The sequence below is a fragment of the Sphingobium sp. KKT206 genome (assembly GCF_055640555.1).
Window position 1 is genome coordinate 3,656,714 of sequence record NZ_CM145764.1, and the last position, 24,717, is coordinate 3,681,430.

A 24,717-nucleotide genomic window follows, 5' to 3' on the forward strand; every position below is an offset into this window, starting at 1 on the left:
CCCCGCTGGCACTAAGACTGTGCCTTTCAGGCATCCTCTCCTAAACTTTTCAGGCTGGTCTCACGATCAGCCTTTTTTTTGTCTTCGGCTTGGGCTAGGCATCCCTCGCTGTTGCCGCGCCATATAACATGTTTCTGGAGAGGGGCCGCCGGTAAGACCGGCAGGCGGGGCATAGTTGGGGGATCGAGCGCTTGCGTGCGCTCTCCCCCATTTTCTTTTTATCCTATGCGGTGGCCATTTCGCGGCCATAAGCGACCACCGCTTCCACTTCGGCCCGATCGCCCAGCACCACGCCGACGCGCTGGTGCAGGCTGGTTGCGGGCACGTCCATGATCGGCTGGAACCCGTCGCTCGACGCGCCGCCCGCCTGCTCGATCAGATAGCTCATCGGATTGGCTTCATACATCAGCCGCAGCTTGGCCTTGCCCGGATTGCGATGGTCGTAGGGATAGAGGAATATCCCGCCGCGCTTGAGGATGCGATGCACGTCCGCCACCATGGAGGCGGTCCAGCGCATGTTGTAATCCTGGCCGCATGGCCCTGCGCCGCCCATGACGCGCTCTTCGACATAGCGGGCCACGGCGGGCGACCATTGGCGGCGGTTCGACATATTGATGGCAAATTCGCACTTGCCCTGCGGCATCTGCATATTGGCGTCGGTCATCACCCAGCTGCCGACTTCGCGGTCGAGCGTGAATTCATAGACGCCCGTGCCGACGCTCAGCACCAGCAGAGTCTGCGGCCCGTAAATGGCATAGCCCGCCGCGACCTGTGCGCGGCCGTCCTGCAGGAAATCCTCCTCCGTCACTTCGCGACCGGCGCAGGCCTCAGGGGCTTTGAGCACGGAGAAGATCGTGCCGACCGACAGGTCGACGTCGATATTGCTGGACCCGTCGATCGGATCGAACAGCAACAGATATTCGCCCTTGGGATAGCGATTGGGGATGCGGTGAATCGTCTCCATCTCCTCGGACGCCATGGCGGCGAGATGGCCGCCCCATTCATTGGCATCGAGCAGCATTTCATTGGCGATCACGTCCAGCTTCTTCTGGACCTCGCCCTGCACATTTTCGCTGTCCAGGCTGCCCAGCACTTCGCCCAGCGCGCCCTTGCTGACGGCATGGCTGATCGTCTTGCACGCGCGCGCCACGGTTTCGATCAGCAGGCGCAATTCGGCGGGCAGGGCTTCGGCCAAGCGCTGTTGTTCGATCAGGAAACGGGTGAGGGTGGTTCTTGCCATGGGCCGCCTTTCGTAAAGGGCAGGCGCCGCGACAGGACGCCGCGGCGCTTGAAAATCGGAACGCGCCTTCGCTACGGGAGTCGCCCCGTCAAGTCCAGCCGCCGCGTCACTCGCCGCGTGCGCGTGCCGCAGCGTCGGCGCGGCCCACCGAGAGGGCGCGGACCCGCTCGACCCCTTCGGCAAAAGCGCCACCTTTGGGGCCTTGGGCATAGAGGCGTTCCGCGCCGTCATAGTCGCCATCGCGTTCGGCGCAGAGGCCAAGGTTGAACAGGAGCGAGGGATGACCCGGCCGGTCGCCGTCCATCGCCGCCCATTCGCCGCAGGCGGCGACCGGATCGCGCTGCGACGATTTGATGCTGTCGCGGAAGCGCTGGACCATGGCCTTGTCCATCCCGTCGCGTTCTTCGCGCAGGCGGATGCGGTAATTTTCGTGGCGCGGGATGATGTCGTCGGCCAGTCGATCCGCCGCAGTACGGACCATGCGATCGATGCTCTGGCGCGGGGTGCGCTTGGACTTGTCCTTGGGGCAGGTGACGATCGTGTCGGTTTGCGTGCGGGTTTCGCTATAGAGGATCTGGCCGTCTGTGACGCGGGCGATCCGCAAGGTCGGGGCGAAGGTCACCGTTTCCTGCAGGCACAGGGCCTCGACCTTCTCCTTCTTGGTGCATTTCTGGTCAGTGCCCTCGGCACAGACTTCGACCTGCCGCTTCACATCGGTTTCGCGCACGCTGGCATCGGCGAGGCCGGTGATGATGCCATCCGCATCGGGGCCGCGCCGCGACAGGGCGATGACGGCATAATAGGGGCGTCCATCCGGCCCGGCGCGGCTCAATTTCTGTTCGATCGCCAAGGCCAGTGCGGTGCCGTCGCGCCCGGCGATGCGATCGACGCCGATGCTGCGCAGCAGGCTGACGGCGCGATAGGGGGCCGGGAAATGGCCGGTCATCGCAAAGACCTCCGCCTGAACCGGCGTACTGGCCGCCATGGCTGCCGCTATGATGGTGAACCCGACGATTGGCCGCACGATATTTCCCCCCTTTTTTGCCCGGCTCTCCTGTAAGCTCGTGCCTGCATGCGATCAAGCGGATGACGGTGCATCTTGATGGGAACCGGTCGCGCGATCGACCGTTTCGGTGGCGTGCCAAATGGCAGCGTGGAAGGATCATCATGGACAGTCTGATTGCCGCTTTTACCGACCCCACCGCCATTGCCGCGCTGATTGCGCTGGTGGTGATGGAAGTGGTGCTGGGCATCGACAATCTGGTGTTCATATCCATCCTGACCAACAAGCTGCCGGTCGAGCAGCGGCAGAAGGCGCGGCGCATCGGCATCGGCCTGGCGCTCGGCATGCGCTTGGTCTTGCTGTCGATGATCGCCTGGATCGTCGGGCTGACCGCGCCGGTGTTCGATCTGGGCATCAGCGGTCCGTTGAACGAATATGGCGCTCCGACGTTCGAAACCGAATTTTCCTGGCGCGACCTCATCCTGATCGTCGGTGGCCTGTTCCTGATCTGGAAGGCGACCAAGGAAATCCATCACACTGTCGATCCGGCGGGCGGCGACGATGTGCTGGACAAGAAAAGCGTCGCCACCATCACATTCGGCAGCGCGATCGTGCAGATCATCCTGCTCGACATGATCTTCTCGCTCGATTCGATCCTGACCGCCGTTGGCATGACCGACAATCTGGCGATCATGGTGATTGCGGTGCTGGTCGCGGTGACGGCGATGGTGCTGGCGGCCGATCCGCTGGCCAATTTCATCGCCAAGAACCCGACCGTGGTGATGCTGGCGCTCGGTTTCCTGCTGATGATCGGCGCGGTGCTGATCGCCGATGGCTTTGGCGTGCATGTGCCCAAGGGCTATATCTATGCGGCAATGGCGTTCTCGACGCTGGTCGAGTGCCTGAACATCTTTGCGCGGCGCGCGCAGAAGCGGAAGGGCGGGGCCTAAGGTCACGCCTGCTAAGGTCACAGCGGCGAAGTTCACACCGTCGTCGGGTTTTTCGGGGCAATCGTAACGGCGAAGCGGTTGCGAAGACGCGGTGACGCGCCGGTTGGGTAACGGGTGGGTCACAGCGACGCGACAGCGATGCAACGCTGACGCGACGGTCGCGCGGCAGTGCGGCGACAGGGGCCGGGCTGATGTGGGGGATTTAGAAAGGCGGCGCGGGGGTTCCATCTGGCAGGATAGATCAGAGATTATCCTACATTGGAAGGTTGTTGGATGGGGGAGGGGACCGGTGGCTGAAGCGACCATTTACGGACGTTAGTGGGCGAACGTGTAAAGCGCTCCGGGTGCTGCCAGTGAACAGATGATGAGCCAATGTTTCCACGTCAGCCGCTCCGATTTTCGGAAACCCAAGGCCACGCCGAATGCCGCCGTTCCGAATAAGAGAAGCCCACCTTGCAAAATATTAGCATCCTCAGAGTGATCCAACACACTGATAACGATGGCTGAACTAACAGCCATAAAGGCGCTAAGGAATAAAAAGCCCAAGACGGCAATGCGGATCATCGCATCCCACGCGTGGGCTTGTGCGTATTGGTTCGGCTTCATTGCATCGACGTAGCATGAGAGTGACGAACAGGAAAAGCCGCCCGTCCGCAAACCACCCCGTTCCGTCATGCCGGGCTTGACCCGGCATCCATTAGCTCACGGGTGCCAAGTCGTTGACAGGCTGAGGCTTATAGACCCCGGATCAAGTCCGGGGTGATGGCGTTGATGAGTGTCCGCAATCTACCCAACTTAGCCAGAAACTATTGTCCCTGAAACTTGGGGATTTTTGTGGCGGCTGTTCCCCCTCCTGCAAGGGGAGGGGGTTAGGGGGTGGGCTTGCGCGAGGGTGCGTTGGCCCACCCCGCTGCGACTAAGGCGCTGCGCGCCTAAGTCTCGCTGCCCAGCGTCGGGTGAACAGTCCCCCGGACTGTTCAGGTCATGCCGGGGGCATGACCGACCCGACGCTCGCTTGCGGGAGGGGTGTAAAACGCCAGCTATTCCCTCACGCCGCGGCGCGGCGTTCCTTCAGCTCTTCGTTGAGCATTTCGGCCAGCAGGAAGGCCAGCTCCAGGCTCTGCGCCGCATTGAGGCGCGGGTCGCAATGGGTGTGGTAGCGGTCGGCCAAGCCTTCGTCGGTGATGGCGATGGCGCCGCCGGTGCATTCGGTCACATTCTGCCCAGTCATTTCGGCATGGATGCCGCCGCCGAAGCTGCCTTCCGCCCGATGGACGGCGAAGAAGCCGCGCACTTCGGCCAGGATGCGGTCGAACGGACGCGTCTTATAGCCATTGGCGGCCTTGACGACATTGCCGTGCATCGGGTCGCAGGACCAGATGACCGGATGGCCTTCGCGCAACACCGCGCGGACCAGCTTGGGCAGGCCCGCCTCGATCTTGTCATGACCATAGCGGGTGATGAGCGTGATCCGTCCGGCTTCGCGCGCGGGGTTCAGCGTGTCGAGCAGGCGCAGCAGCGCGTCCGGCTCCAGGCTGGGACCGCATTTGAGGCCGATCGGGTTGCCGATGCCGCGCAGATATTCGACATGAGCCGACCCTTCGAACCGGGTGCGGTCGCCGATCCACAGCATATGCGCCGACGTGTCATACCAGTCGCCGGTCAGGCTGTCCTGCCGCGTCAGCGCCTGTTCGAACGGCAGCAGCAGCGCCTCATGGCTGGTGTAGAAGCTGGTCCCGCCAAGCTGCGGCACGGTTTCCGCCGACAGGCCGCAGGCGCGCATGAAGTCGAGCGCCTGGCCGATCTGGTCGGCCATTTGTTCGAACTTCGCGGCCCAGGGCGAGCGGCCCATGAAATCGAGCATCCAGCCATGCACCCGATCCAGGCTGGCATAGCCGCCGGTCGAGAAGGCACGCAGCAGGTTGAGCGTGGCGGCCGACTGGTTATAGGCCTGCACCATCCGCTGCGGGTCCGGCTCGCGGCCCTGCGCGGTGAAGGCGATGTCGTTGACATTGTCGCCGCGATAGCTGGGCAGTTCGACGCCATCGATCACTTCGGTGTCGGCTGAACGCGGCTTGGCGAACTGGCCCGCCATGCGGCCGACCTTCACCACCGGCAGTTTCGACGCGAAGGTCAGGACGACCGCCATCTGCAGCAGCACGCGGAACGTGTCGCGGATATTGTTCGGGTGGAATTCCGCGAAACTTTCCGCGCAATCGCCGCCCTGCAGCAGGAAGGATTCGCCGGCTGCGACCTTGGCGAGATCCGCCTTCAGGTTGCGGGCTTCGCCTGCAAAGACGAGCGGCGGAAACTGGCCAAGCTGTGCCTCCACGGCGGCCAGAGCCTCCGCATTACGATAGGCGGGCATCTGAATGCCCTTGTGCGCGCGCCAGCTATCCGGCGTCCATTTCGCCGCCACGACGAGTCTCCTACATGAACCAAAAAAACAGGGGCCGCACCTACGCCGCCGCGCCCTTCAAGGCAAGTTTATAGCAGCCGCACGGGCGCGCCGCGCAATGATCCTTTCGATCAGTGTGATCGATCGGCTATTTTTGGCAAGGATAGCGGTCGTTTAGCGCAACGCTGACCAGCACGGAGGCTGGGCTGCGTCGCTGGTCGGGCCAGCGTTCGAGATAGGCGACTACGGTGCGGCGGGCGTCGTCCGCGCTCATCTTGTCGGGCCAGCAGACTTGCCGACCGCGTCCGATGAACAGATCCTTGCGGATGCCATCGACCACGCCGACGATATAGGCGGTGCAGGCGAGGCCATATTCGGGGACCTTGTTGCGGCATTTGGCAAGCAGGCTGGTGCCGCTTTCGAACATGAATGCGCCGCCGCCGGGTTGGGCCGCCGGTGCGGGGGACGCGGCGAGCAGGGCAAATGGCAGGGCAAGGAAGGGCGCGCGCATGATGGCGGGGCATCCTGTGGGTGAGGGGCGTTGGGGGCGACCATGGCGCAGCCTTCCGGGCCTGTCCAGACGACCGGGCGCGGCTTAGCCACTATCCGGCTCAGGCCTCTTCGCGCTGGTCCTGGCGGCGGCATCCGGTCATGAGGTGACAGGCGATGTCGTGGCGGCTGGGGCCGGGCTGGGGCAGCCAGGGCGGCACCCATTGGCCCGCAAGGCCTGCGCCGCAATACCAGGCGGAGCTGGCATCCGCGCTGGCCAGCGGGGCATTGAGGAACAGGCAGGCCAGCGTGCTGGCGAGCGCCGCGCTAGACCGCATGGCTGAACCGCGTTTCGACCGGTTCGAGATAGGCATCGAAACAGGCGGCGATGCTGCGGGCATAGGGGAGGGCTTCGGGGGTTAACCGCAGACGGCCTGCGCTTTGTTCGACCAGTCCGCGTTGTTCGAAACGGTCGAGGTCGGGGCGGGGATCGCTGGCGTCCAGATGCACTTCGCCCTGGCAGAGCAAGGCTTCGATGATGCGGCCGCGACGGTGGTCCTCGGCGGTGCGGACGAGGCCGCGCGTGGTAGCGAGCTGGCCGGCTTCGATCGCCGTGCGCCAGGGACCGGCCTGTTTCGCATTCTGGACGATCAGGTCGGGGAATTGGCTGATCGCGCTGGCGCCCATGCCGATCAAGATTTCGGCGGGATCGTCGGTGAAGCCCTGAAAATTACGGCGCAGGCGGCCCTGCGCGGCGGACAGCGCCATGCCGTCGCTGGGCAAAGCGAAATGGTCGAAGCCGATCGCGCGATAGCCTGCCCGTGTCAGCGCATCATGCCCCATGGCGGCCATCGCGAATCGCAGGGCCACGTCGGGCAGGTTGCTGGCGTCGATCCGGCGCTGGCGCGGTAGAAGGCGCGGCATATGGGCATAGCCGAACAGGGCGATGCGCGCAGGCGCGAGGCGGATGGTGGCGTCGAGCGTGGCGGACAGATCATCCATGCTTTGGCCGGGCAGGCCGTACATCAGGTCAAAGCCCGTGGCGACGCCTGCCTTGTCCAGTCGTGCCACCGCGCGTTCGACCATGTCGAGCGGCTGGATGCGACCGATGCGCGTCTGGACATGGGGGCTGAAGGTCTGGACGCCCATATTGACGCGATCGACCCCCATGGCTGCCATCGCGTCGATCCAGTCCGCGTCCAGCCGACGCGGGTCCAGTTCGACCGAAAGTTCGGCATGATGGGCGTCGAAACAGCGTAATAATTGCTGCATCAGCCGGATGAAATCGACGAGCGGGAGCGAATTGGGGCTGCCCCCGCCAAAGGCGATGCGCGTCACCCGGCCACGTCCGTTCAGCCGGGCGGCGATCAGCGCGACTTCGCGCTCCAGCGCTTCGACATAGGCGGTCAGCCGTTGCGCCTTGTTCGCCGCGCCGGTGTTGCAGCCGCAATACCAGCAGATGTCGTGGCAATAGGGGATGTGGACATAGAGCGAGATCGGCGTGTCAGGCGCGAGCGCGTCCAGCCGCTGGCCCATCTCCGCCGCGCCGACGCTATCGGTGAACTGGGCGGCGGTGGGATAGCTGGTGTAGCGCGGCACCGGCCGGGCGAGCAGGTCAGGATGATAGGTCCACATGGGTTGGGTGATCGCAGCAAGTCGCCGCGACTGCATTGCGCCAGATCAAATTGCAGCTTGCGCCGCGTCAATGCCGCGCCGTGCCGGATGCGGCAGAGCGCTCCCCACCAGACAGGGAGATTTATCATGACCATCAAGACCATCCTGCTAGCCACGGCCTGCGCCGCCGCTGCCATGGCCGCCCCGGCGCAGGCCGCGCAGGGCGACGTGCTTGTCCGCCTGCGCGGCATCATGGTCGCGCCCAACGAGAAGAGCGGCAGCGTGCTGCCGGGCTTTCCGGGCGAAAAGGTGAAGGTGAACAATACGATCACGCCGGAAATCGACATCACTTACATGGCGACCGATAATATCGGTTTCGAACTGATCGCCGCGACCAGCCGCCATACGGTGAGCGGCAAGACCGGGACGACCGGATCGCTGGGCAAGCTGGCGGCGACCAATGCGCTGCCGCCGACGCTGACGGTGCAATATCATCTCGCACCGGGCAGCAAGATCCGTCCCTATGTCGGCGCGGGCGTCAACTATACGTTGTTCTTCAACAATGATGCGTCCAGCGCATTGGAAGGCGCGGTCGGCAAGACCAAGGTGCATCTGTCCGACAGCGTCGGCTGGGCCGGGCAGGCAGGCGTCGATATCGACCTGAACGAAAAATTGTTCCTGAACTTCGACGTCAAATATATCGACATCGACACGAAGGCACGCCTGACCACGGCGGCGGCAGGCGTGCAGCGGGTGAAGGTGAGCCTGGACCCCTGGGTGTTCGGCGTGGGTGTCGGGATGCGGTTCTGATCCTTATTAACCTGCGCTCCCACCATAGGGCCGTTCGGGCTGAGCCTGTCGAAGCCATGCACTTTGTTCAAAGAGGTGAGGCCCTTCGACAGGCTCAGGGCGAACGGAGGAAGGAAGGTTAAGGCTTCTCCTTCGCCGTGAAGGAGAAGGTGACGGTTACATTCGGAGCCAGGCTGCCGCTGCTGTCGCCATTGCCAACGTCGAAGGCGGCGCGGGCAATGGTGGCGGTGCCGGTGACCTTGCGGGTCGCGCCTTCGCCGGACAGGGTGAAGCGGATGGTCTGGGGCTTGCTCACGCCCTTGAGGCTGAGCGTGCCGCTGGCGCGATAGGCGTTCGCTCCCGTTTTCTCCGCGCCCTTGGCGGTGAAGGTAGCGGTCGGATGGGCGGCGACGGCGAAAAATTCGTCGCCAGGCAGCATCCCGTCCTGATAGGCGTCGCCGACGCTGGCGCTGGCCATGTCGATCGATACGCGGATGTCGGCGGTTTCGGGATGGTCGGGGTCCATGACGATCGCGGCGGTCCATTTGGCGAAGCTGCCGCTGATCGTCTGGCCGTCATTGCCGACGGCAAAGCCGATGCGGCCGCCGGGCTGCACGGTCCAGGCCGGGGGCGGGCCCATGAGTTCTTCTTCCTGCGCTACCGTTTCATTGGCGACGGCGCTATTGTCCGGCTCGGTTACATTGGCCACGGGCACCAGTTCTTCGGGTTGCGCCACGGGGGCCGAGGGTGCCGCCGCTGCCTCGACGGGGGCAGTCGCTGGCAGGAACACGCGCCCCAGCGCAAAGCCCAGCAGGATCAGCGCGGGCAGTCCGACCAGCAGCGCGGTCGAGCGGTTCGGGATCATGCGCCAGATGAGGCCGTCGCGCATCAGCAGATGGTGGCGCAGCGCGCCCGCGACATGGAGCAGGACGAGCGCGATGCCGAGCCAGGCGATCAGGCCATGGCCACCCTCGGCCAGGCCATGCGCGGACGCGGGCAGCTGCAGATGGGGCAGGGGGATGATCCCGAAGATGAGCGTCGGCACCTTGACCTTCGCGGTCGAAACGAGTGCCCAGCCGGTCAGCGGCGCGCCCAACATGAAGGCGTAGAGGCCGCCATGCACGGCCGAAGCCAAGGCACCCTGCCAGCCGCCCTCCAGTTTTGCCGGGCGCGGCTTCCAATAGCGGATGACGATCCGCAGCAGCGTCAGCGCGAGGATGGCGATGCCGACCGACTTGTGCAGTTGATAGAGCGCAAAGCCGCGCGCGCCCAGATCCTCCAGCGCCCAGCCGACGCTGATCTGAAAGGCGAGCAGGGCGGCGATCGCCCAGTGCAGGATGATGGCGGCAAGGCTGTAGCGCGGCATGGGAAACCCCCGGATCGATGAACCGGGGCAAAGCTATGTCGCCTGTGCAACGAAGTCCATTGCGCGCCGCGAAACGCTGCGTTGCCTTAGGGCTGGAGGTCGATCGCGGCCTTGTCCGCGTCGGGCAGCGATGCGCCCATGATGGTGGCCAGCGTCGGCGCGATGGCGCGCATGTCGATCATGCCCAGATCCCTGCCGCGCGGCACGCTTTTGCCCATCAGCAGCAAGCTCGCCTGGAGATTGGCGGGGCCGGGGAAATAGCCGTGCATGCCCTTGACCGAGCTATGCGCGCGCACCGGCGCGGTCGGGCCGCGATAGATGTCGGTGACGAAGCCGGGGGCGAGGTTGATATAGAAGGTCGCTTGCGGATTGCCGCCGATCGCCGCTGTCTGCGCCTTGCCCGCTACCTGCGCGATGCCATTGGCCGGGTTGGCGGCGAGCTTGTCCAGCAACGCTTTCACCCGCGCCGTCAGCGCCGCATCGTCGGGCCGTGCCAGCATGATCGCGGCCGATCCGCCCGAAATCCAGGGCATGGCGAGCCAGGAGGCGACCTTGCCATCGCTGCCGACGGTGATTAGCCCGGCGTCCATGAAGGGGCGATAGAGGTTGATCGCGGTGTGCGTCGCTTCAAAGCCATGGTCGCTGACGACGGCGACGACGGCGTCGGGATGGACCTGCATCTCGGCCGCCACCAGATCGCCGACGATGGCGTCGATCTTTTCCAGCACGGCCTTGGCAGCCGGGCTGTTGGGGCCGCTCGCATGTTCCTCATGATCGAGCGCGGCGAAATAGACGGTCAGGAATTGCGGCTTGTGCGTGGCGATCAGCGCGGTGGCGAATTTGCCACGCAGTTGGTCGCCGCTCAGGCTTTCGTCGATGCCAATCGCATAGGGCTGACCGACCTTGGCCGCCAGTTCGGCCGACAGCCCCGGCGTCGCCAGCGCGTCGAGCAATTTGGCGTCGTCGCCATGGCCGGTGTGCCAGATTTGCGGCAGGTTCCAGGTCACGTCCTTGGGCGCGACGCTGACCGGCCAGTGAATGTTGCCGGTGGACAGGCCCGCCTTGGTCGCGGCTTCCCACAGGGTCGGCACCTTGATGTCGGGGGCATACCAGTACCAGCCGCCCTGGTTGATCCCGGTGGGATCGAAACTGTTGTTGGCGACGATGCCATGTTTCGCCGGTGACACGCCTGTCATTAGCGTCGTGTGGCTGGGATAGGTCAGCGTCGGGGCGACCCCGGTGACGCCGGAGGCATGGGCACCGTCGGTCAGGAAGCGGCGCAGATTGGGGATGGCAAGGCCGCGCTTCTGCGCTTCGATCACGTCGCCGGGCCGCAGCCCGTCGATCGAGATCAGCAGCACCGGCTCCGCCAGCGCCGGGCCGGGAAGGCAGGCGGCGAGGGCGGTGGCAAGGAGAAGCGCGGCTTTGATCATGGGAATTACTGTCCTTCTTGAACCCCTCCCCTTGAGGGGAGGGGTGATCCATATTGGCTCCTCCCCCTTTAGGGGGAGGCTGGGTGGGGGTGTACTGCCGCTTGCGTAGACGCTCGGCTTCGCCTCGCTCCCCCTCCCCCGACCCCTCCCCGCCGGGGAGGGGAGATAAGTCACAGCCTTCCCGCCTATATTACGTCAGAACCCGGCCTTCACCGTGGCGAAGAATTGCTGGGGGGCGCCGACCAGCAGGGTCTGGGCGTCGCCGCTATTGCCGAAGCCGCCCGACCCGATGGTGCCGACATAGCGTTTGTCGAACAGGTTGGTGGCGTTGAGCTGCACTTCGATCTTGTCGGTGAAGCGATAGCCGAGCGAGGCGTCGACGATCAGACGGCCGGGGACCGAGGCGTCGTTGGTGTAGCTGTAGAAGCGACGCGACATATAGTTGAGGCCGACGCGGAAGAAGCGCTTGTCGTCGTCATAGTTGAGTTCGCCGCGCGCCATATGTTTGGGGCTGTCGACCACTGTCTTGCCTTCGATCGCCGCGACCACCACGCCGTTGCCGTTCACGACATCGTCGCGATAGGTGGCGTCGGTGTAGCTGTAGCTGGCATAGAGGCCAAAGCCGCCGCCCAGTTTCAGGTCGCCCGCCGCTTCGACGCCGATGGAGCGGACGCCGCCGACATTCTGGAGCGCCGACGGATTGCCCTGAATCGCCGATCCGACCTGCACAGCGAGCAGGCGGTTGCGGAAGTTGACGAGATAAGCGCCCAGCGTACCGTTGAACATCGGCGTGTTGTAGCGCAGGCCGAGTTCATAGGTGTCGGACTCTTCGGGTTTCAGATCATCCTTGATCGCGTCGAAACCGGCCTGGTTGGTCGAGAAGGGGCCGGTCGTGGTGGCGCTGGCAAAGGCGCGGGTCGACTGGCTGAAGCCGCCGAACACTTCCGCTTCGGGGCTGACTTCCACAACGAAGCCGGCCGTTGGCTGGAACCAGTCTTCGGCGCTGATCTTGCCTTGCGGGAAGGTCGCCTGCACGATGGCTTCGGCTTCGTTGGTGACCTTGAAGCCCTTCCAGCCCAAGTTGATCGTCACCATGCCAAGGTCGATCTTGTCCTGGACATGATATTGGAAGGTGTCTGTGGTGAAGTCGAATTCCCACTGGGTGAAGAAGGGATTTTTGGGATAGTCGCGGAACGACAGGCCCGGTTCGGCGCGGCTGGCAAAGGCATAGAAGCGGCGTGCCTGGTTGAACTTGTTATTTTCATACCATGCACCGACGCTCAGATTTTGCGCACCGATGACGAAATCGACGCTGCCGAATGCGCCGATACGGTCCATGTCATATTCGGTGGTGCGCATCGACATCGGCACGCCATTGGGGCTGGCGACATAAGGCGTGCCCCACAGGCCCATGCCGCTGTTATTGTGATAATAGCCCTTGAGCTTCAGATTGGCCTGCTCGCCGAGCGGGGTGGTGAAGCCGATCGCGCCCAGCCAGTCCTTGCGCAGGCCAGCCGCGTCATAATAGGCATCGTCGGCGCTGGTGACATTGCCGGGATAGGTCTGGCCGGTGGCGACGCTCGCGCCGCTATAGTCGAAGAGACCATCGGGGAAGGGCGATCCGCCGCTGTTGCTGATGAGGTCAACGTCGTTCAGGCGGTCGGCATAGTCGATCGCGCGGGCATAGTCGGGGAAGGTGTTGTCCCAGTCCCAGCCGAGGCGGTGGATCATGCCCATCGACATGTCCTGATAATCCTGTTCGCGGCGATCCGAATAGCTCAGCCAACCGTCGATCTTGGCTTCGCCGATGGGGATGATGACCTTGGCATTGCCCATATGCTGGTCCTGAACGCCAGTGCCCTTATATTTGTCGGTCGAACCATAGCCATAGGACACATAGCCGCGAATGCCGTCGGCGCTGCCGAGGTTGATGCGGCCGAAGGCGCGCATCGTGTCGTTGCTGCCATAGGTGAAATTGCCCTGCGCGCCCAGGCTGTCGGCCGGGTCCATCGAGAAGGTTTCGACAGTGCCGCCAATGTTGCCGGTCGCCTGCGTGCCCAGCGAACCCGCGCCCTGCGCCACGCGCACGCTGCCGATATTTTCGCTGCTGATCGCGCGGGTGATGTGCAGGCCGTTATGGTTGCCATAACTCATATCGCCGAGCGGGATGCCGTCGAAGGTGAAGCCCAGCTGATTCTGGTTGAAGCTGCGGATGGTGATGCGCTGCGACCATTCATAATTGCCGAACGGGTCGGCCGACTGGAAATTGACGCTGGGCAGCTTTTCGATCGCTTTCAGCGGATTGGTGCCGGGTGTCAGCACGACGATGTCGCGCGCTTTGATTTCCTGTACCTGGCGCGTTTCGCCACGGCCGAAGACGATGATCTCTTCGCCTTCCACGGCCGCCGCAGCGGCGGGGACGGCGAGCGAGGCCGTCTGAGCGAAGGCGGGTGTGCTGGCCAACATGGTGGAGGCGAGCAGCAAGGCTGTGGCAGGACGCATGTGAAAATTTCCCCCTTGGAAAAACCGGTAGTCGGCTTGGTCGGGGGCCGTAGGCGCGACATGTTGCACCGCAATGAGCGGGCATTGACATAACGGTGACGTAACGATGACGTTTTTGCGATGTTTCGGGCGACCCACGCAAAAGCGGGACTTTCATTGTGTCATAAAGGTCGCACTGCGCCCAATTTCGCGGGTGCGATTGCATCATGGGCCAGCAGGGCTATGGCAAGTGCAACATTGTTAGAGGGAAATCAGGACATGGCCAAACCCGAATCCTGGCGGTTCACTCCAGAAGCCTATCGCTTCGTCACCAGCATCGACACCCGCTTTCAGGATCTCGATACGATGGGCCACATCAACAATGTGGCGATATCGGGCATCTTTGAAACCGCGCGTATCCGGTTCCACCATCATCTGGGCCGCCATCCGCAGGAACAGGGGGTGCGCTGGCTGGTCGCGGCGGTGCAGTTGAACTTCATCGAGGAATCGCATTTTCCCTATCCGTTCGAAGTCCATTGCGCGATCGGCCATATCGGCCGGACCAGTTGGACGATCAGCTCGGCGGGATTCCAGAAGGGCGTGTGCGTCGCGACCTGCGACACCACGGTCGTCACCCATGGCGCGGAAGGGCGTCGCGAGATCGATGAAACGCTGCGCGAGGCGATGGAGCGGAATTTCCTGCGCCAGCCGGACTGATCGGTTTTCCAATCCTCGTTCGGTTCGAGCGTTTCTCGACTTCGCTCGAAACGAACGGAGGAGGGGTGTCTTGTCGGCCCCTAAAACCGGTGACCTTTACCGGAATCCGGCCATGCGTCGCGTCCATTGGAAGGCGATGACGCCGCCCTTGACCGGCTGGATCATCGCCACCGCCAGCAGGAAGGCCAAAGTCGGCCAGATCGCCGCCTGCCACCCAAGCGGAATGGCGAAGGCGCTGTTCACTTCGATCATCAGCGGCACCAATATATGGCCGAGCAGCAATATGACGATATAGGATGGGAAATCATCCGCCTGATGCAGATCCCAACGCTGGCCGCAGTGGGTGCAGGCGGGCACGGGTTTGAGGAAATGCGCGAACAGACGGCCCTCGCCGCAGGCCGGGCAGCGGCCCCGCAGCGCCAGCGCGAGCGCTGGTCCGAACGGGCGCGCCGCCACGGCGTCGGGGGCGGGATCGGGGAGGGGATCGGTCATGGCCGCATGGGGTAGGCCGTTCGTTGCGCTGCTGCAAGGACACTGCACCTTGGATCGGCCTTTCGCCGCGCGCAAAGCCTGTTAAGACACGCCCATGCGTCTTCCCGGCCCGACCGAAATCTTTGCCCTGTTCGATGATGCCCGCCCGCGCCACGCCGCGCCTGCGCGGCTCTATCGCGATCCCGTGTCGGTCATCGCCGCCCACCGGATGGAGGAGGTGCAGCCAGCGCTCGATCGTATCGCCGACGCGCGCGAGGCCGGGCTGCATGTCGCTGGCTATATGAGCTATGAAGCCGGGCTGGCGCTGGAGGAGCGACTGGCGCCGATCGGCCGTCGCCACGACCAGCGATCCGATGGGTCGCCGCTCTTGTGGTTCGGCCTGTTCGAAGGGGTGCGGCTGATCCCGCCCGGCACGCTGCCCGCAATGCTGCCCGATCCGACCGGCGCGCAGGTCGGGCCGTTGCGGCCGATGGTGGAGGCGGCGGACTATCGCGTCGCGTTCGACGCGGTGCAGGATTATATCTGCGCGGGCGACATCTATCAGGCGAACCTGACCTTCCCCTGCTATGTGCCGCTGACCGGCGATCCGATGGCGCTCTATGCCGCCGTTCGGCCGCGCGCGGCGGCGGGCTATGGCGGGGTGATCCGCACCGGCGACCATGCGCTGCTATCCTTTTCGCCGGAGCTGTTCTTTACCCAGGTGCGAGGGCAACTGACCGCCCGGCCGATGAAGGGGACGGCGGTGCGTGATGCCGATCCGCAGCGGGATGCGGACCTTGCGCGCTGGCTTGCCGCCGATCCCAAGCAGCGGGCCGAAAATCTGATGATCGTCGACCTGCTGCGCAACGACCTGTCGCGGGTGTCGCGCGCGGGCAGCGTGATCGTACCGGATCTGTTCAAGGTCGAGAGCTTCCCGACCGTGCATCAACTGGTGTCGACCGTGCGCGCGCGCATTCTGCCCGGCCTGTCGCCGGTCGATGTGCTGCGCATCCTCTTTCCCTGCGGTTCGATCACCGGCGCACCGAAGGTCCGGGCGATGGAGATCATCGATGCGGTCGAACCCCATCCGCGCGGCGTCTATACCGGCACAATGGGCTGGATCGACCCGGAGGGCGACGCGGCCTTCAATGTGTCGATCCGCACCTTATGCGTCGCGGAAGGCAGCGGCGTCGGTCGGCTGGGCCTTGGTTCGGGCGTCGTCGCGGATTCGCAGGTGGATTCGGAATGGGCCGAATGCCTGGCCAAGGGGCGCTTTCTTGCCCCGACTTGATGTCTCCAGCTTGACTCTCGCACCGGCAAGGGCTTGGAATAACGGCAATGTCACTGGCTGATCGACGCTTCGACCTTATTGAAACCATGGCCTTCGACCCGCTCGACGGGATCAGGTTGCTGGAACTGCATCTGACGCGGCTCAAGGCGAGCGCCGATGCGTTCGGCTTCGCCTTCGATCGCCATGCCGTCCGCAACGAATTGCAGGCCGCGACCTTCCGCCTGCGCGATCGCAGCCGGGTGCGGTTGATGGCATCGCGCAGCGGCGCGGTGGCGATCGAGGTGCGCGATCATATCGGCTGGCCCCAGGCGATCGTCCCGGTCAAGGTGGTGCCGCGCCATGCGCCCGCCGACGATTTGCGCCTGTTGCACAAAACCACCGACCGCAGCCTGTATCGCGATGCGCTCAAGCGCGGCGGCACCTATGAGGTCGCGCTGATCGACGCGAAAGGCTATCTGACCGAGGGCTGTTTTTCCTCGTTGTTCGTGGAGCGCGGCGACAAGCTGGTGACGCCGCCGCTGGCGCGCGGCTTGCTGCCGGGCATATTGCGTCAAAGCCTGATCGACATGGGCGAGGCGGTCGAGGGCGACCTGCGCGTGTCCGATCTGGAGCGGGGCTTTTTCATCGGCAATGCCGCGCGCGGCATGGTGGCGGCGACGCTGGCACCATAGCCGGGCTTTCCTGCCGAATAGCCATTGTCCGCCATCTGGCCGGTTGCCCCTTTGCCCGTTGCGCACTAAGGGACGCGGCATCCGTCCTATGGGCGGATGAGGGGATTCTACTATTTTTTGTCGCGATTTCCAGGATGGCGGGCTGTGCCGAGCGCTTGGACGTCGCTTTGAAGAAAGATTGTTGCCATGAGCCAGACTTCCGCCGCCTTGGGCCGTATCCAGCCGTCCGCCACGCTCGCCATGAGCGCCCGCGTGAACGCGCTCAAAGCCGAAGGCGTGGACGTTATTGGCCTGTCGGCGGGCGAGCCGGACTTCGATACGCCCGATTTCGTCAAGGAAGCGGGCATTGCCGCGATCCGCAACAACCAGACCCGCTATACCGACGTGGACGGCACCGCCGACGTCAAGGAAGCGGTGATGTTCAAGTTCAAGCGCGACAATGGGCTGGTCTACAAGCGCAGCCAGGTCACGGTAAACTCAGGCGGCAAGCATACTCTGTTCAATGCGCTGCTGGCGACGGTGGATGCGGGCGATGAGGTCATCATCCCGGCACCCTATTGGGTCAGCTATCCCGACATCGTGAATTTCGCGGGCGGCACGCCCGTCTTCATCGAAGGCCCGGCGAGCCAGGGCTACAAGATCACCGCCGCGCAGCTGGACGCTGCGATCACCCCGCGCACCAAATGGGTGATGCTCAATTCGCCGTCCAACCCTAGCGGTGCCGCCTATTCGGCGGAGGAATTGAAGGCGCTAGCCGACGTGCTGCTGCGCCATCCCCATGTGCTGGTCATGACCGACGATATGTATGAGCATGTCTGGTATGCATCGACGCCGTTCGCGACGATCGCACAGGTCTGCCCGGAACTGTACGACCGCACGCTGACCGTGAATGGCTGCTCCAAGGCCTTCTCGATGACCGGCTGGCGCATCGGCTTTGCCGGTGGTCCCGAATGGATCATCAAGGCGATGGGCAAGTTGCAGTCGCAATCGACCAGCAACCCCTGTTCGATCAGCCAGGCTGCCGCCGTCGCCGCGCTGACCGGCCCGCAGGATTTCCTGGAAGAGCGCAACGCCGTGTTCAAGAAGCGCCGCGACATGGTGGTGGCGATGCTGAACGATGCGCCGGGCCTGGATTGCCCGACGCCCGAAGGCGCCTTCTATGTCTATCCCGACGCCAGCGGCGTGATCGGCAAGATGACGCCCAAGGGCGTGCGGATCGATAATGACGAAGCGCTGATCGCCTATTTTCTGGACGAAGCGAAGGTTGCGGCCGTCCATGGTGCCGCCTTCGGCCTCTCGCCCGCCTTCCGCATCAGCTATGCGACGTCGGAAGATGTGCTGAAAAAGGCCTGCACGCGGATTCAGGAAGCCTGCGCCGCGCTGAAATAAGGGAAGGCGCACCGGCCGCCCAAATGGGATCATTACGATATTCGATGATCCTGTAAAATTTCGTCATTCCCGCGCAGGCGGGAATCTATCTCCCACCTTATCGCCTTGATTTAAGGTTCGGAGATGGATCCCCGCCTGCGCGGGGATGACGTTAAAATGAGCGCAGCGAGAATTTCGCGCAACGATGCTCGAAACAGAAACGGTCCTTTTCGACCCGTGCCGTCTTGTAGATAGCACGACGGGCGCTATATCCCGGTTTCAGAAAGAAACTGATTAAGGTTATAATCCGCTCGTCGTTCTATCCCTTGCTTTGGTCGAAGGCCGTTAACAGGCTGCCGGCTCATTCAGCAAAGGGCAAGACACGCAGATGTAACCAAACGGCACACCCAGCCGAAAGCAGAATAAGAAAGGCGCAGGCTATGTTGGCATTTTTGAAATCCGAATTGTTCCTGCGCTTTGCGGGCGGTTTTGCGATCGGTCTTGTTGGCATGGTCGTTTTGCAGCCCGACGAGCAGCCGATCCTGAGCACGTCTGCGATCGCGGCGACTGGCAGTTCCAGTGCGGCGCTCTAACCGCCTGATCTTGACGCTGTTGGCGGGCTTCGCGCTCGCCGCCCCTTTGCATGCCGAGCGCACGGTGCTGGCGCCGGTCGCCACGATCGACGCCGCGCCTACGCGCGCGCTGGAGACAGCCGTGTTTGCAGGTGGGTGCTATTGGGGTGTCGAGGGCGTCTTTTCCCATGTGAAAGGCGTGCAACTCGTCAAATCGGGCTTTACGGGCGGGCCGAATAACCGCCGCGTGGATTATGAGATGGTCAGCGGCGGCAATACCGGCTTCGCCGAAGCCGTGCGTGTCACCTACGATCCCAAGCAGGTCAGCTATGGCACGCTGTTGCGCGTATTCTTTTCGGTGATCGCCAATCCCACGACGCTGAACCAGCAGGGGCCGGATCGCGGCACGCAGTATCGCAGCGCGCTCTATCCGTTGAATGCCGAGCAGGGAAAGGCGGCGAACGCCTATCTCGCCCAGCTCGGCAAGGCAGGGCTATGGCGCGATCCGATCGTGACCAAGGTGGAGCGGTTCACCGGCTTTCAGGACGCCGACACCTATCACCAGGATTTCATGCGCAAGAACCCGCGCCACCCCTATATCCAGCGCTGGGACGCGCCCAAGCTGGCGGCGTTCAAGACGATGTTTCCGGCCCTGTATCGGGACAAACCGTCCGCCTGAATGGGCGACGCAGTTCGTCCCGACTATCCAGGCTTAGAAGTCCACCGTTGCCGACAGCCATAGCCGACGACCTTCCTGATTGATCGCATAGGCCGACGTGAACACGTCAGCGCCGTCACTGTCATAGGACAGATATTCGGCATAGTCGGTGTCCAAGATGTTGTTGACGGTGGCCGCCAGGCGGAAGGCGGGCGTGATCTGATACGAGCCGCCGATATGAAACAGCTCATAGCCCCGGAAGTCGCCAACGCCCGCCCGGTCATCAGCGTCGTTGCGGAAACGGCTCGACCGGATTTCGGCGCGCGCCCAGACACTGGCCTTGTCGCCCAGCTTCCAGCGTAGATTGCCGTTCAGCATATGTTTGGGCATGCCGACCAGGGGTTGTCCTTCATTCGGCCCGCTCAACTGCTCGCTGTCGGTATAGGTGTAATTGAGCACCAGCGAGACGGCGGGCGAGAAAGTGAACCGGGTCGCGACCTCTGCACCGCGTGTCCGGGCCTTGTCGATATTGATCGACTGACTGAACTGCTCGATCGTCGGGAAATTGCCGACATCGACGCAACCTGGCCGATTGGGGGATGCGGCGAACTGGCAGTTGGGTACGAAGACGCCGGAGGTGATCCGGTCATTAAAGTCATTGTTGAACAGGGTGACGTTGCCGCTGAAAAAGCCATGGCTATCATAATAGAGGCCAGCTTCGTAGCTGGTGCTGGTTTCGGGACTCAGGCCTGGCGTACCGAGCAAAGGTAGCGTGCCCTGCCTGCCGAAGCCGATGATCCCCTCGGCAATCTGTTCGACGCGCGGCGTTTTGAAGCCGCGGCTGACGCCGCCCTTGAGCGTCACATTGTCGTTGATGTTCCACACCGCATAGGCGCGCGGCGACCATTTGCTGCCAAAGGTCGAGTGATCGTCATAGCGCGCGCCGCCGGTCAGGTTGAAGCCGTCGACGATCGTCCAGGTGGCTTCGGCGAAGCCCGCCCATTGGGTGAAGGTGAAGGGTTCGGGCGCGACGCCCTCGACCATGCGGGCCTTCCAATATTGGCCGCCGACCGTGAAGGCGAGCGCGCCGACCTTACCCGCGAAGCGCGAGTCGATGATATCGTTGCGCGCTTCAAGCGTGCGGGCGCTGCCCGGCGTCGCGCCAGGCGTGCCGTTGGGGATGAGGCGGCCGATGGTTTCCGTGTCGTTGCGGGTCAGCGTCGTGTCGAGCTGGCCGAAACCCATACGCCAGCTATGGGCGAGGACATAATTGCTGCGGTTGAACTGCTGTTCCGGGGCATAGCCGCCTGATCCCAGCGTCCCCAGCCGCCCTTCGCTATTGTCATAGCTCTGCTCGTTGCGATCATATTCGATCCACAGGTCATGGTCGGCATGGGGGGTGAAGGTCAGGCGACCGCCATAGGTGTAGATGTCCGACCGCACCGGATTGCGGCCGAGCGTCAGCGCCGGATCGCCGGGAATGGGAATGTCCGATCCCTCGCGGTGGAACACGCTGCCGCGCAGGGTCAGGCCGACGAGATTGTCGATCACCGGACCCTGGGCAAAGCCGTTGATCGACTGGATATTGCCGAAGCGATCATCGCCCTGGATGGTGCTTTCGGCGGTGGCAGTGCCGACCCAGCGGTCCCCGACCTTGCGCGTGATGATGTTGACGACGCCGCCCATCGCGTCCGACCCGTAGAGGGTGGACATCGGCCCACGCACGACCTCGATCTGTTCGATGGCGGAGAAGGGCGGCAGGAAGCTGGTGGAGGTTTCGCCGAACCCATTGGGGGTGACGCCGCCCGGCGCATTCTGGCGGCGGCCGTCGATCAGCACCAGCGTATAGTCGCTGGGCATGCCGCGAATCGAGATGTTGAGGCCGCCGGTCTTGCCCGCTTCACCGCCGACATCGACACCCTGCACATCCTGCAGGGCTTCGGCCAGACTGCCGAACCGCTTTTCCTGCAACTCCTCGCGGCCCAGCACGGTGATGCTGGCGGGGGCCTCAACGATGTCCTGGGCGTAACCGGCGGCGGTGACGACGATCGCGTTCGACTGGTCTTCCGCCTCTTCGGGGGCCTGGGCCATGGCCGTCCAAGGCGACAATCCGGCGACCAGCGCCAGCATGCTGACGCGCAGCCGGTTGGATCGTGACGACAGCAAGGAACCCCGATTCATCAATATTCACCCCAGTTAATATTGCGAGTAAGTCGCAGTATATGGCGTGCCGATGAAGGGTGGGGGCGCTATCGTCAAGTGGGGGAGGTGCGCCAGACGGGCGCGGCAATACTTTGTTACAAAAGGCGCATTGGCCACGCGCAACCAAAAAGGGCGGCACCTTGCGGCACCGCCCTCTGTATCTTTCAAGCCCTGACGGACGCGCTTATTTCGGCGCGAGGACCATCAGCATCTGGCGGCCTTCCATGCGGGGATAGGCTTCGACCTTGGCGGTTTCGGCGACATTTTCCGCGACCCGCTGGAGCAGGGCCATGCCGAGCTGCTGGTGGCTGAGTTCGCGACCACGGAAGCGCAGGGTGATTTTCACCTTGTCGCCATCCTCGATGAAACCATGGACCTTCTTCATCTTCGTATCATAGTCATGATCGTCGATGTTCGGACGCATCTTGATCTCTTTGAGTTCCTGCGTCTTCTGGGTTTTGCGGGCGATATTCGCCTTTTTCTGGGCTTCGTATTTGAACTTGCCGATGTCCAGAAATTTGCAGACCGGCGGGTCCGCGGTCGGAGAGACTTCGACCAGGTCGAGGCCGACATCGGCCGCCTGTTCGATCGCTTCCTGCGTAAACATCACACCCAGATTCTCGCCTTCCCCGTCAATCACGCGGACTTTGGGGACCGTGATGAATTCATTGTAGCGAGGGCCGGATTTCGGCGGCGGCGCCAGTGGGCGGCGCATCATTGGGGGACGTATAGCAGTATCTCCTATGGTCGTTGCAAAAACGAGTGACTCTTAGCGGCTTTTTGGCAAAGCCGAAAGGGGTCCGTGGTCCTGCGCAAGCGGAATCACGAACCCTGTGGCATTGCTGCCTCAATATATATCGGGCGAGCGGACTTCATTTGCAAGGCGCGAAATCAGCTCGTCGAGCGAAAGGAAGGTCTGGCCATCGCTGCCCAGCACGCGCAGCGCGACCTTGCCTTCCTCCGCTTCGCGGCGTCCCACGACCAGCAGATTGGGGACTTTGGCGAGGCTATGTTCGCGCACTTTGTAGTTGATCTTCTCGTTGCGGATGTCGGCTTCGGCGCGGATTCCTGCCGCCCGTAGCTTGGTCAGCACCTCGGCGGCATAGTCGTCGGCGTCCGAGACGATCGTCGCGACCACTGCCTGGACTGGGGCGAGCCAGAGCGGGAAACGACCGGCATAATGTTCGATCAGGATGCCAATGAAGCGTTCATAGCTGCCGAAGATCGCGCGGTGAAGCATGACGGGGCGATGCCGTGCGCCATCTTCGCCGACATAGCTGGCGTCGAGTCGTTCGGGCAGCACGCGGTCCGACTGGATCGTGCCCACCTGCCACGTCCGCCCGATCGCGTCGGTCAGATGCCATTCGAGCTTGGGCGCGTAGAAAGCGCCTTCGCCGGGCAGTTCTTCCCAGCCATATTCCGGCGTGTTGAGGCCCGCGGCCGCCACCGCGTCGCGCAGTTCATTTTCGGCCTTGTCCCACATTTCTTCGCTGCCGAACCGCTTTTCGGGGCGCAGCGCCAGCTTGATCGAGTAGGTGAAGCCGAAATCCTTGTAGATGCGATCAGCCAGCGCGCAGAAGGCGCGGACCTCCTCGACAATCTGGTCTTCGCGGCAAAAGATATGCGCGTCGTCCTGCGTGAACTGGCGGACGCGCATCAGGCCGTGGAGCGCGCCATGCGGCTCGTTGCGGTGGCAGCAGCCATTTTCGTAGAGGCGCATCGGCAGGTCGCGATAGCTTTTGATCCCCTGGCGGAAGATCAGCACATGCGCCGGGCAGTTCATGGGCTTGAGCGCCATCCAGTCGGCATCGTCGGGCACCAGCGGGCCTTCATCCTCGACATTGGGCACTTCGTCGGGGATCACGAACATATTTTCGCGATATTTGCCCCAGTGGCCCGAAATCTCCCACTGGCGCGCGTCCATCACCTGCGGCGTCTTGACCTCGCGATAGCCGGCATCGTCGATCGCGCGGCGCATATAGGCTTCGAGCTGACGCCAGATGAGATAGCCTTTGGGGTGCCAGAAAACGCTGCCATGCGCTTCCTGCTGCAGGTGGAACAGGTCCATTTCCGCGCCCAGCTTGCGATGGTCGCGCTTGGCCGCTTCTTCGAGGCGCGTCAGATGCTCGGCCAACTGCTTCTTGTTGAGCCAGCCGGTGCCGTAGATACGCGTCAATTGCGCGTTCTTTTGATCGCCACGCCAATAGGCACCTGAGACGCGCATCAGCTTGAACGCTTGCGGGTCCAGCTTGCCGGTAGACGCCAGGTGCGGTCCACGGCACATGTCCATCCACGCATCTACGCTGTTCGGCTGGCCGGACCAGTAGACCGTCAACTCCTCGCCTTCGGGCAGTTCTGCCGCCCATTGCGCCTTGAACGCCTCGCCTTGCTTTTCCCAGCGCGCGATAAGATCTTCTCGGTTCCAAACCTCGCGCACCAGCGGCTTGTTCGCACGGATGATCTCGCGCATCTTTTCTTCGATGGCGGGAAGGTCGTTGTCATTGAACGGCCCGCGGTGACGATCAGCCGGCGCCATCACGTCATAATAAAAGCCGTCGTCGGTGGACGGACCGAAGGTGATCTGCGTTCCGGGGAACAGCGATTGCACCGCTTCGGCCAGCACATGGGCAAAGTCATGCCGCGCCAGTTCCAGCGCATCGGCTTCATCCTTGGCCGTCACCAGCGCGAGCGCTGCGTCCTGCTCCAGCGGGCGCATGATGTCGCGCAATTCGCCATCGACCCGCGCGGCGATCGCCGCCTTGGCGAGGCCCGGCCCGATCGCTGCCGCAATATCCGCCGGGGTAGTGCCGGGCGCGACTTCACGCACGGAACCGTCGGGCAGAGTGATTTTGAGCATGGCGGACACGGGATTTCCTTGAAATACGGGCTATGTCGCGGCCCGAAAAGCCGCGCCTTCCCCATAAATGGGCGGTTCGGCCTGTCAAGGGAAGGGGGTGGGGAATGCGCGGGCAGCGGTGTCAATGTAACTTGACATATGCGACGC

22 protein-coding genes are annotated in these 24,717 nt (G+C 63.4%); 8 read left to right on the forward strand and 14 right to left on the reverse strand.

Features of this window, described 5'->3' with window-relative positions; translation table 11 throughout:
• Positions 1-223 precede the first annotated feature (223 nt).
• Positions 224-1,240 (reverse strand): class 1 fructose-bisphosphatase, encoded by a 1,017-nt coding sequence (locus ACZ2HM_RS17775; protein ID WP_069065199.1) that lies wholly within the window; start codon positions 1,238-1,240, stop codon positions 224-226.
• Positions 1,241-1,346: 106 nt separating this feature from the next.
• The gene (locus ACZ2HM_RS17780) at positions 1,347-2,264 is read right to left on the reverse strand and encodes a tetratricopeptide repeat protein (RefSeq protein WP_470425849.1); all 918 of its coding nucleotides are present in this window, start codon (positions 2,262-2,264) and stop codon (positions 1,347-1,349) included.
• Between the two features lie 143 nt (positions 2,265-2,407).
• On the opposite strand from ACZ2HM_RS17780, the gene ACZ2HM_RS17785 reads away from it, so the two are divergent.
• Positions 2,408-3,193, forward strand: coding sequence for a TerC family protein (locus ACZ2HM_RS17785; protein WP_076605509.1), 786 nt, complete (start codon positions 2,408-2,410; stop codon positions 3,191-3,193).
• A 315-nt stretch (positions 3,194-3,508) separates the two neighbouring features.
• Here ACZ2HM_RS17785 and ACZ2HM_RS17790 read toward each other — a convergent pair whose 3' ends face one another.
• From ACZ2HM_RS17790 to hemN, 5 genes are all read right to left on the reverse strand, one after another.
• The gene (locus tag ACZ2HM_RS17790) at positions 3,509-3,757 is read right to left on the reverse strand and encodes a hypothetical protein (protein ID WP_470425850.1); all 249 of its coding nucleotides are present in this window, start codon (positions 3,755-3,757) and stop codon (positions 3,509-3,511) included.
• 484 nt (positions 3,758-4,241) lie between these two features.
• The gene (locus tag ACZ2HM_RS17795; RefSeq protein ID WP_037476258.1) at positions 4,242-5,612 is read right to left on the reverse strand and encodes a class II 3-deoxy-7-phosphoheptulonate synthase; all 1,371 of its coding nucleotides are present in this window, start codon (positions 5,610-5,612) and stop codon (positions 4,242-4,244) included.
• 127 nt (positions 5,613-5,739) lie between these two features.
• Positions 5,740-6,102, reverse strand: coding sequence for a Rap1a/Tai family immunity protein (locus ACZ2HM_RS17800; protein ID WP_037476260.1), 363 nt, complete (start codon positions 6,100-6,102; stop codon positions 5,740-5,742).
• A 100-nt stretch (positions 6,103-6,202) separates the two neighbouring features.
• Positions 6,203-6,418: a hypothetical protein gene (locus ACZ2HM_RS17805; protein ID WP_037476261.1), complete on the reverse strand. Its 216-nt coding sequence runs from the start codon at positions 6,416-6,418 to the stop codon at positions 6,203-6,205.
• Positions 6,408-7,715 carry an oxygen-independent coproporphyrinogen III oxidase gene (gene hemN, locus ACZ2HM_RS17810; RefSeq protein WP_470426883.1) on the reverse strand — a complete coding sequence of 436 codons (1,308 nt, stop codon included), beginning with the start codon at positions 7,713-7,715 and terminating at the stop codon, positions 6,408-6,410. Before hemN ends, ACZ2HM_RS17805 begins: the two co-directional genes overlap by 11 nt.
• 126 nt (positions 7,716-7,841) lie before the next feature.
• On the opposite strand from hemN, the gene ACZ2HM_RS17815 reads away from it, so the two are divergent.
• Positions 7,842-8,504 (forward strand): OmpW/AlkL family protein, encoded by a 663-nt coding sequence (locus ACZ2HM_RS17815; protein WP_470425851.1) that lies wholly within the window; start codon positions 7,842-7,844, stop codon positions 8,502-8,504.
• Positions 8,505-8,622: 118 nt separating this feature from the next.
• On the opposite strand, the gene ACZ2HM_RS17820 is transcribed toward ACZ2HM_RS17815, so the two are convergent.
• The 3 genes from ACZ2HM_RS17820 to ACZ2HM_RS17830 all read right to left on the reverse strand — a co-directional run bounded on the left by ACZ2HM_RS17820 (position 8,623) and on the right by ACZ2HM_RS17830 (position 13,784).
• Positions 8,623-9,849 (reverse strand): YceI family protein, encoded by a 1,227-nt coding sequence (locus ACZ2HM_RS17820; RefSeq protein ID WP_470425852.1) that lies wholly within the window; start codon positions 9,847-9,849, stop codon positions 8,623-8,625.
• Between the two features lie 86 nt (positions 9,850-9,935).
• The gene (locus ACZ2HM_RS17825) at positions 9,936-11,279 is read right to left on the reverse strand and encodes an alkaline phosphatase family protein (protein WP_470426884.1); all 1,344 of its coding nucleotides are present in this window, start codon (positions 11,277-11,279) and stop codon (positions 9,936-9,938) included.
• Between the two features lie 198 nt (positions 11,280-11,477).
• Entirely contained in the window at positions 11,478-13,784 is a 2,307-nt protein-coding gene (locus tag ACZ2HM_RS17830; protein WP_470425853.1) for a TonB-dependent receptor, read from the reverse strand.
• A 258-nt stretch (positions 13,785-14,042) separates the two neighbouring features.
• Between ACZ2HM_RS17830 and ACZ2HM_RS17835 the strand changes: the two genes are divergently transcribed.
• Positions 14,043-14,480 carry an acyl-CoA thioesterase gene (locus ACZ2HM_RS17835; RefSeq protein WP_069065189.1) on the forward strand — a complete coding sequence of 146 codons (438 nt, stop codon included), beginning with the start codon at positions 14,043-14,045 and terminating at the stop codon, positions 14,478-14,480.
• Between the two features lie 96 nt (positions 14,481-14,576).
• On the opposite strand, the gene ACZ2HM_RS17840 is transcribed toward ACZ2HM_RS17835, so the two are convergent.
• Positions 14,577-14,972 (reverse strand): DUF983 domain-containing protein, encoded by a 396-nt coding sequence (locus ACZ2HM_RS17840; protein ID WP_310221945.1) that lies wholly within the window; start codon positions 14,970-14,972, stop codon positions 14,577-14,579.
• Between the two features lie 94 nt (positions 14,973-15,066).
• On the opposite strand from ACZ2HM_RS17840, the gene pabB reads away from it, so the two are divergent.
• The 5 genes from pabB to msrA all read left to right on the forward strand — a co-directional run bounded on the left by pabB (position 15,067) and on the right by msrA (position 19,532).
• On the forward strand, positions 15,067-16,242 hold the full coding sequence (gene pabB, locus ACZ2HM_RS17845; RefSeq protein WP_470425854.1) for an aminodeoxychorismate synthase component I: 1,176 nt from the start codon (positions 15,067-15,069) through the stop codon (positions 16,240-16,242).
• Between the two features lie 47 nt (positions 16,243-16,289).
• Entirely contained in the window at positions 16,290-16,913 is a 624-nt protein-coding gene (locus ACZ2HM_RS17850; protein ID WP_069065187.1) for an aminotransferase class IV, read from the forward strand.
• A 186-nt stretch (positions 16,914-17,099) separates the two neighbouring features.
• Positions 17,100-18,302, forward strand: a complete 1,203-nt coding sequence (locus tag ACZ2HM_RS17855) for a pyridoxal phosphate-dependent aminotransferase (protein WP_069065186.1) — start codon at positions 17,100-17,102, stop codon at positions 18,300-18,302.
• A gap of 419 nt (positions 18,303-18,721) precedes the next feature.
• Positions 18,722-18,874: a hypothetical protein gene (locus ACZ2HM_RS17860; protein WP_470425855.1), complete on the forward strand. Its 153-nt coding sequence runs from the start codon at positions 18,722-18,724 to the stop codon at positions 18,872-18,874.
• On the forward strand, positions 18,861-19,532 hold the full coding sequence (gene msrA / locus ACZ2HM_RS17865) for a peptide-methionine (S)-S-oxide reductase MsrA (RefSeq protein ID WP_470425856.1): 672 nt from the start codon (positions 18,861-18,863) through the stop codon (positions 19,530-19,532). Before ACZ2HM_RS17860 ends, msrA begins: the two co-directional genes overlap by 14 nt.
• 33 nt (positions 19,533-19,565) lie before the next feature.
• On the opposite strand, the gene ACZ2HM_RS17870 is transcribed toward msrA, so the two are convergent.
• The 3 genes from ACZ2HM_RS17870 to thrS all read right to left on the reverse strand — a co-directional run bounded on the left by ACZ2HM_RS17870 (position 19,566) and on the right by thrS (position 24,570).
• Positions 19,566-21,641, reverse strand: a complete 2,076-nt coding sequence (locus ACZ2HM_RS17870; protein ID WP_202807691.1) for a TonB-dependent receptor domain-containing protein — start codon at positions 21,639-21,641, stop codon at positions 19,566-19,568.
• 256 nt (positions 21,642-21,897) lie between these two features.
• On the reverse strand, positions 21,898-22,431 hold the full coding sequence (gene infC / locus ACZ2HM_RS17875; protein ID WP_037479690.1) for a translation initiation factor IF-3: 534 nt from the start codon (positions 22,429-22,431) through the stop codon (positions 21,898-21,900).
• A 129-nt stretch (positions 22,432-22,560) separates the two neighbouring features.
• Positions 22,561-24,570, reverse strand: coding sequence for a threonine--tRNA ligase (thrS, locus tag ACZ2HM_RS17880; RefSeq protein ID WP_470426885.1), 2,010 nt, complete (start codon positions 24,568-24,570; stop codon positions 22,561-22,563).
• Positions 24,571-24,717: the final 147 nt, after the last annotated feature.